This window comes from Streptomyces phaeochromogenes (genome assembly GCF_001418655.1).
Classification (GTDB): Bacteria; Actinomycetota; Actinomycetes; order Streptomycetales; family Streptomycetaceae; genus Streptomyces; species Streptomyces phaeochromogenes.
In genome coordinates this window covers 1-7,229 of sequence record NZ_LIQZ01000523.1, presented here as the reverse complement: position 1 = coordinate 7,229, position 7,229 = coordinate 1, and the positions used below count along the sequence as shown (strand labels likewise).

The following is a 7,229-nucleotide window of genomic DNA, read 5'->3' as shown; positions in this document are numbered from 1 at the left end:
GCGTCGTGGCCGAGTTCCCGGGACCACTCCGGGAACTCGGCCACGACGCTTTTCCCTTGACGCCACGCCAGTAACTCCGGACCCCGCCGTTCCCTCACGGTGTGACGTGTGGCACCATGCTGGCCACCCCCACCGGCACAGCCCTCACAGGAGACACTTCCTAGTGCAGCAATCCGCCGTTCCGGAACTGGCACACACGCACACCCGTCCGATCCACTGGCTGGCCACGGCGACCGCCCTCGCCGGAGTGGTCGCGGCCTCGGGCTTCCTGCAGCCCGACCGGGCGACGGCAGCCCAGCACGGCCCCGAGTCGAAGACGGCCCCGGCCGCCGTGGCGCCCCCCGACCCGGCAGGCGTCGAATTCCCGATCGAGTGCGGTCCCACCGAGGCCGCTGTCCAGAAACAGGCTTCCGGCGACCTCGACGGCGACGGCCGCCCCGAGACGGTCGCGGTGGTCCGCTGCGAGGCCGGCTCCGGCACTCCGCCGAGCGGTGTCTACGTCGTCACGCGGTCAGCGGACGACCCGAAGGCCCGCGTCGTCGCCACGCTGGTCGACCCGAAGGAGCGTCTGAGCGTCGAGGAATTCGCCGTCCGTGACGCCACGATCACCGCGACCCTCCTCGGCTACTCGTCGCGCGACGTGCCGAGTTGCTGTCCGGACGTGACCGAGCGCGCCAAGTGGCAGTGGAAGAACGGCGCGTTCGTACGCTCGACACCGTCCGGGGCGCACAGCGTGTGAGGGCGGGGCCGGGCGTGAGAAATCAGACAAGCTGTTACGCGGGGTGGCCTTCCGGTCACTCCGCGTCGGGGCCGTAGACCTCGACCCTGTCCGAAACCCGACGCACATGGATGCAGTCGCCCGGGCACTCCTTCGCGGAGTCGGCGACATCACGCAGAAGCGTCAGCGGTACGGGCGTTGTGGCGCCCGGGGCCTGCAGCAGTTCGTCCTGGGAGCTCTTCACGTAGGCCAGGCCGTCGATGTCCAGCTCGAAGACCTCTGGGGCGTACTGGGCGCAGATTCCGTCGCCGGTACAGAGGTCCTGGTCGATCCAGACCTCAAGCCCCTCGCCGTCGACTCCGGCCTCCTGCTGCACGGTCTTTCTCCTGCCGTTTCCTGCGCCGAGCGGTCCGAAGACTTGGGAATCGGGCCAGCTCTGGCGGGTGTTGAACACTTCGACCCTACCTCCGTCGGCTTCCCAATCACGTTGTGTGGGTATTCCACTGGCGTGAGGGAGAGCGCAAGGGTGAAGATCGGACACACCTCGACCGTCTTTGTGATCTAGGGGTTTCAATCGACACCCACCCAGGTAGGGTCTGGAAGCGTCCAGCTCCCCTTGGAGGAGGTGAGGACCGTGGCAGCCCACGACGACGACATGAACCGCGGCATCCGCCCGGGACGAGGGTCCGACGACCCGTCCGGGCAGATTGCCTACCTTGAGCAGGAGATCGCCGTCCTGCGACGCAAGCTCGCCGACTCTCCGCGACACACGAGGATTCTCGAAGAGCGGATCGTCGAGCTGCAGACCAATCTGGCCGGCGTGTCCGCGCAGAACGAGCGGCTCGCCAACACCCTCCGAGAGGCCCGCGACCAGATCGTGGCACTCAAGGAGGAGGTCGACCGGCTCGCGCAGCCGCCGGCCGGCTTCGGTGTCTTCCTCGTCGCGAACGAGGACGGCACGGCCGACATCTTCACCGGGGGCCGCAAGCTCCGGGTGAACGTCAGTCCCAGTGTCGAGCTCGAAGAGCTCAGGCGTGGCCAGGAAGTGATGCTCAACGAAGCTCTCAACGTGGTCGAGGCCATGGAGTACGAGAGCGTCGGCGACATCGTCACCCTCAAGGAGATCCTCGAGGACGGCGAGCGCGCCCTCGTGGTGGGGCACACCGACGAGGAAAGGGTGGTGCGGCTCGCCGAGCCGCTGATGGATGTCACCATCCGCCCCGGCGACGCCCTGCTTCTCGAACCCCGCTCCGGCTATGTCTACGAGGTCGTTCCCAAGAGCGAGGTCGAGGAACTCGTCCTCGAAGAGGTCCCGGACATCGGCTACGAGCAGATCGGCGGTCTGGGCGGCCAGATCGAGATGATCCGCGACGCGGTCGAGCTCCCGTACCTCTACCCCGACCTGTTCAAGGAGCACGAACTGCGGCCGCCCAAGGGTGTACTGCTGTACGGGCCCCCCGGATGCGGCAAGACACTCATCGCCAAGGCCGTCGCCAACTCGCTGGCCAAGAAGGTCGCCGAGGTGACCGGACAGGCCACGGGCAAGAGCTTCTTCCTCAACATCAAGGGTCCCGAGCTCCTCAACAAGTACGTCGGTGAGACCGAGCGGCAGATCCGCCTCGTCTTCCAGCGTGCTCGTGAGAAGGCCAGCGAGGGCACCCCCGTCATCGTCTTCTTCGACGAGATGGAGTCCCTCTTCCGCACCCGTGGATCGGGCGTCAGCTCGGACGTGGAGAACACCATCGTCCCGCAGCTGCTCGCCGAGATCGACGGCGTGGAGGGCCTGCAGAACGTGGTGGTGATCGGCGCCTCGAACCGTGAGGACATGATCGACCCCGCGATCCTGCGTCCCGGCCGTCTCGACGTGAAGATCAAGATCGAGCGTCCGGACGCCGAGGCGGCCAAGGACATCTTCGCCAAGTACCTCACCGAGCGCCTCCCGCTGCACTCCGACGACGTCGGCGAGCACGGCGGCAGCAAGACCACCACGGTCCAGAGCATGATCCAGACCGCCGTCGAGCACATGTACACCGAGTCCGAGGAGAACCGCTTCCTCGAGGTCACGTACGCCAACGGCGACAAGGAAGTCCTGTACTTCAAGGACTTCAACTCCGGCGCCATGATCGAGAACATCGTCGGCCGCGCCAAGAAGATGGCGATCAAGGACTTCCTCGAGCACAACCAGAAGGGTCTGAGGGTCTCCCACCTGCTCCAGGCCTGCGTGGACGAGTTCAAGGAGAACGAGGACCTGCCGAACACCACGAACCCGGACGACTGGGCCCGAATCTCCGGAAAGAAGGGCGAACGGATCGTTTACATCCGGACACTCATCACCGGAAAGCAGGGCGCGGACACCGGACGCTCCATCGACACGGTGGCGAACACCGGTCAGTACCTGTAAAAGACAGGGTGGCTGCGGGTGCCCTCACTGGGTACCCGCAGCCGACTGTTTTCCAGGGCACAGCTGGAGCTGAGCAATGACGCAAATGATCTCCCCACCAGCGCAAAGGCGCTCTAGGCTCTTCGGTACCGCCGAGTCGCGCAGTGCGGGGACGGGCACCGCACACGCACCGGAGCGCCAGCGGTACTTGAGCTGCGTCCCCGACCGAGGACGCAGCCGGGCAAGGAGGGCCGCATGACCGTACGGCGAGTAATGGGCATCGAGACGGAGTACGGGATCTCCGTCCCCGGCCACCCCAACGCCAATGCCATGCTCACCTCGTCCCAGATCGTCAACGCCTACGCGGCGGCGATGCACCGGGCCCGGCGGGCCCGCTGGGACTTCGAGGAGGAGAACCCGCTGCGGGACGCGCGGGGCTTCGACCTCGCCCGCGAAACCGCCGACTCCAGCCAGCTCACCGACGAGGACATCGGCCTCGCCAATGTCATCCTCACCAACGGGGCGCGGCTGTACGTGGACCACGCACACCCGGAGTACAGCTCTCCCGAGGTGACCAACCCGATGGACGCCGTCCTGTGGGACAAGGCCGGCGAGCGCATCATGGCGGAGGCCGCGGAGCGCGCGGCCCAGCTGCCCGGCGCCCAGCCGATCCACCTCTACAAGAACAACACCGACAACAAGGGCGCCTCGTACGGCACGCACGAGAACTATCTGATGAAGCGGGAGACCCCCTTCTCGGACATCGTGCGCCACCTCACGCCGTTCTTCGTCTCACGCCAGGTCGTCACCGGAGCGGGCCGCGTCGGTATCGGCCAGGACGGGCACGAGCACGGCTTCCAGCTCAGCCAGCGCGCCGACTACTTCGAGGTCGAGGTGGGCCTCGAAACCACTCTGAAGCGCCCGATCATCAACACGCGTGACGAGCCGCACGCGGACGCCGAGAAGTACCGCCGCCTGCACGTGATCATCGGCGACGCGAACCTCTCGGAGATCTCGACCTATCTCAAGCTCGGCACCACCGCCCTCGTCCTGTCCATGATCGAGGACGGCTTCATCGCCGTGGACCTCGCCGTGGACCAGCCGGTGCGCACCCTGCACCAGGTCTCGCACGACCCGACCCTCAAGCGCCTGATCACTCTCCGTAGCGGCCGGACGCTCACCGCGGTCCAGCTGCAGATGGAGTACTTCGAACTGGCGCGCAAGTACGTCGAGGAGCGGTTCGGCGCGGACGCGGACGAGCAGACCAAGGACGTACTCACTCGTTGGGAGGACGTCCTGGGGCGCCTGGAGAGCGATCCCATGAGCCTGGCGGGCGAGCTGGACTGGGTGGCCAAGCGGGAGCTCATGGAGGGCTACCGGCGCCGTGACAGCCTCGAATGGGACGCCGCACGGCTGCACCTGGTCGACCTCCAGTACGCCGACGTGCGCTCGGAGAAGGGCCTCTACAACCGTCTCGTGGCCCGCGGCAGGATGAAGCGCCTGCTGGACGAGACGGACGTGGAGCGGGCCCGGACGAAGCCGCCGGAGGACACCCGCGCGTACTTCCGCGGGCGCTGTCTGGAGCAGTACGCGGACGACGTCGCGGCGGCCTCCTGGGACTCGGTGATCTTCGATCTGCCGGGCCGGGACTCGCTCCAGCGGGTCCCAACCCTCGAGCCGCTTCGCGGAACGCGTAATCACGTCAAGGAGCTCCTCGACCGCTGTCGTACGGCGGAAGACCTGGTCAGGGTCCTTTCGGGCGGCTGATCCGGTCGCCGAGGCCCTCGGGCCGATGCGGCAGGGCGAGGTGGAAAGAGGCGGCGTCCGGGAATCATCGAGGTGGCCCCCGGACGTTGTAGCAACTGCGGGGCCGATGTCGGACCCTGCTTGTAGGGTCTGATCAAGAACGTCGAACCGAGCGGGGTGAGGGTTATGGCGACCAAGGACACCGGCGGCGGACAGCAGAAGGCGACGCGCAACACCGAAGAGGTCGAGGAGGCGCCCGAGGCGCAGGCATCCGAAGACCTCAAGGAGCGCCAGGAGAAGCTGTCGGACGATGTCGACTCCGTACTGGACGAGATCGACGACGTCCTCGAGGAGAACGCAGAGGACTTCGTGCGTTCCTTCGTCCAGAAGGGCGGAGAGTAACCCCGGTTGTCCGCCCCGGAGTCGGCCCGTTCCATCGGGTCGGCGCCGGGACGGATGACTGGCGTAGGTACGGGTATGGTCCGTGCACAGATTTGATGATCGGCTCGGCCGTCCCCGGCGGGCCGCCGCCTACGTGGAAGGACATCGCGTGGAAGCCAACCCTCGTAGCACCGGGCGTCTGCCGGCTGCCTTCCTGACGCCCGGCTCGTCCTCGTTCATGGACTTCCTGTCCGAACACCAGCCGGCCATTCTCCCGGGCAACCGGCAGCTGCCGCCCATGAAGGGCGTCATCGAGGCACCGCACGGGACCACGATCGTGGCCGCCACGTTCCCCGGCGGTGTCGTGCTCGCGGGTGACCGTCGGGCCACCATGGGCAACATGATCGCCCAGCGCGACATCGAGAAGGTCTTCCCGGCCGACGAGTACTCGGCGGTGGGCATCGCCGGTACGGCAGGTCTGGCCGTGGAGATGGTGAAGCTGTTCCAGCTGGAGCTGGAGCACTTCGAGAAGGTGGAGGGCGCCACGCTCTCCCTGGAGGGCAAGGCGAACCGCCTGTCCACGATGATCCGGTCCAACCTCGGCATGGCCATGCAGGGCCTGGCCGTGGTCCCGCTCTTCGCGGGGTACGACGTGGACCGCGAGAAGGGCCGCATCTTCTCGTACGACGTGACGGGCGGACGCTCCGAGGAACACGGCTTCGCGGCCACGGGCTCCGGCTCGATCTTCGCCCGCGGCGCCATGAAGAAGCTCTACAGCAAGGACCTGACCGAGGACCAGGCCACGACACTCGTCGTACAGGCGCTGTACGACGCGGCCGACGACGACTCGGCGACCGGTGGTCCCGATGTCGCCCGCCGGATCTACCCGATCGTCACCGTGATCACCGCAGACGGATTCCGCCGCCTCACCGACGACGAGTCCTCCGAGATCGCCCGCTCGATCCTTGAGCGGCGCCTTGAGCAGCCCGACGGCCCACGGGCCGCGCTGCTCTGACAGCGGACCTCTTGTCAAGGTGATCGAGTGACTTCCACAGAAAGGGACGGATAGCCGGTGTCGACGCCGTTCTATGTATCACCCCAGCAGGCGATGGCCGACCGGGCGGAATACGCCCGCAAGGGCATCGCTCGTGGCCGCAGCCTCGTCGTGCTGCAGTTCGCCGACGGCATCGTGTTCGTCGGCGAGAACCCGTCCCGTGCGCTGCACAAGTTCAGCGAGATCTATGACCGGATCGGTTTCGCTGCCGCAGGCAAATACAACGAATACGAGAACCTCCGGATCGGCGGCGTCCGTTACGCCGACCTCCGGGGCTACACCTACGACCGTGACGACGTGACCGCCCGCGGTCTCGCCAATGTCTACGCCCAGACGCTCGGCACGATCTTCTCCTCCGCGGCAGAGAAGCCGTACGAGGTGGAGCTGGTCGTCGCCGAGGTGGGGGAGACCCCCGAAGGCGACCAGATCTACCGCCTACCGCACGACGGGTCGATCGTGGACGAGCACGGCTCGGTCGCGGTCGGCGGCAACGCCGAGCAGATCAGCACCTACCTGGACCAGCAGCACCAGGAGGGTATGTCGCTCGCCGAGGCGCTCAAGCTGGCCGTTCAGGCGCTGTCGCGCGACACGAACGGCACCGAGCGGGAGATTCCCGCGGAGCGGCTGGAGGTCGCGGTGCTGGACCGTACGCGGCCTCAGCAGCGCAAGTTCAAGCGGATCACCGGGCGGCAGCTCGGTCGGTTGCTGGAGGAGGGCGGGGCTTCCACCGCGGCGGAGGCCGAGGACCCGGAGGACGACGACTGACCTCCTCGACCTAGTTGTCTCTTGCGTGCCCCCGGCCTTTCGCAGGCCGGGGGCACGCTCTGTTTCGGGGCTGCGGGGTGTGCGGGTATGTCGCGCAGTTCCCCGCGCCGCTGGAATGCGTACGTCGGCTTTCTGCGCGCGGGTTGCTCTGGGCTGAGTGCGCAGTTCCCCGCGCCCCTGGTGGG

7 protein-coding genes are annotated in these 7,229 nt (G+C 67.1%); 6 read left to right on the top strand and 1 reads right to left on the bottom strand.

Annotated features, from left to right (window positions below; all coding sequences use genetic code 11):
• Positions 1-163 precede the first annotated feature (163 nt).
• Positions 164-739 carry a hypothetical protein gene (locus AOK17_RS44675; protein ID WP_055618383.1) on the top strand — a complete coding sequence of 192 codons (576 nt, stop codon included), beginning with the start codon at positions 164-166 and terminating at the stop codon, positions 737-739.
• 55 nt (positions 740-794) lie between these two features.
• On the opposite strand, the gene AOK17_RS44670 is transcribed toward AOK17_RS44675, so the two are convergent.
• A complete protein-coding gene (locus tag AOK17_RS44670; RefSeq protein ID WP_055618382.1) occupies positions 795-1,094 on the bottom strand; it encodes a ferredoxin in 300 nt (99 codons plus the stop codon).
• A 258-nt stretch (positions 1,095-1,352) separates the two neighbouring features.
• On the opposite strand from AOK17_RS44670, the gene arc reads away from it, so the two are divergent.
• The 5 genes from arc (at position 1,353) to prcA (ending at position 7,044) form a co-directional block, all read left to right on the top strand.
• Positions 1,353-3,119 carry a proteasome ATPase gene (gene arc / locus AOK17_RS44665; RefSeq protein ID WP_055618381.1) on the top strand — a complete coding sequence of 589 codons (1,767 nt, stop codon included), beginning with the start codon at positions 1,353-1,355 and terminating at the stop codon, positions 3,117-3,119.
• Positions 3,120-3,353: 234 nt separating this feature from the next.
• A complete protein-coding gene (dop, locus tag AOK17_RS44660) occupies positions 3,354-4,865 on the top strand; it encodes a depupylase/deamidase Dop (protein WP_342671571.1) in 1,512 nt (503 codons plus the stop codon).
• Positions 4,866-5,030: 165 nt separating this feature from the next.
• Positions 5,031-5,246: a ubiquitin-like protein Pup gene (locus AOK17_RS44655; protein WP_030932625.1), complete on the top strand. Its 216-nt coding sequence runs from the start codon at positions 5,031-5,033 to the stop codon at positions 5,244-5,246.
• A gap of 148 nt (positions 5,247-5,394) precedes the next feature.
• The gene (prcB, locus tag AOK17_RS44650) at positions 5,395-6,240 is read left to right on the top strand and encodes a proteasome subunit beta (protein WP_055618379.1); all 846 of its coding nucleotides are present in this window, start codon (positions 5,395-5,397) and stop codon (positions 6,238-6,240) included.
• A 57-nt stretch (positions 6,241-6,297) separates the two neighbouring features.
• Positions 6,298-7,044 carry a proteasome subunit alpha gene (gene prcA / locus AOK17_RS44645; protein ID WP_055618378.1) on the top strand — a complete coding sequence of 249 codons (747 nt, stop codon included), beginning with the start codon at positions 6,298-6,300 and terminating at the stop codon, positions 7,042-7,044.
• Positions 7,045-7,229 lie beyond the last annotated feature (185 nt).

Excerpts from the sequence above, each read along its gene's own strand:
- AOK17_RS44655 (WP_030932625.1), top strand. The coding sequence starts at position 5,031 with ATGGCGACCAAGGACACCGGCGGCGGACAGCAGAAGGCGACGCGCAAC.
- dop (WP_342671571.1), top strand. The coding sequence starts at position 3,354 with ATGACCGTACGGCGAGTAATGGGCATCGAGACGGAGTACGGGATCTCC.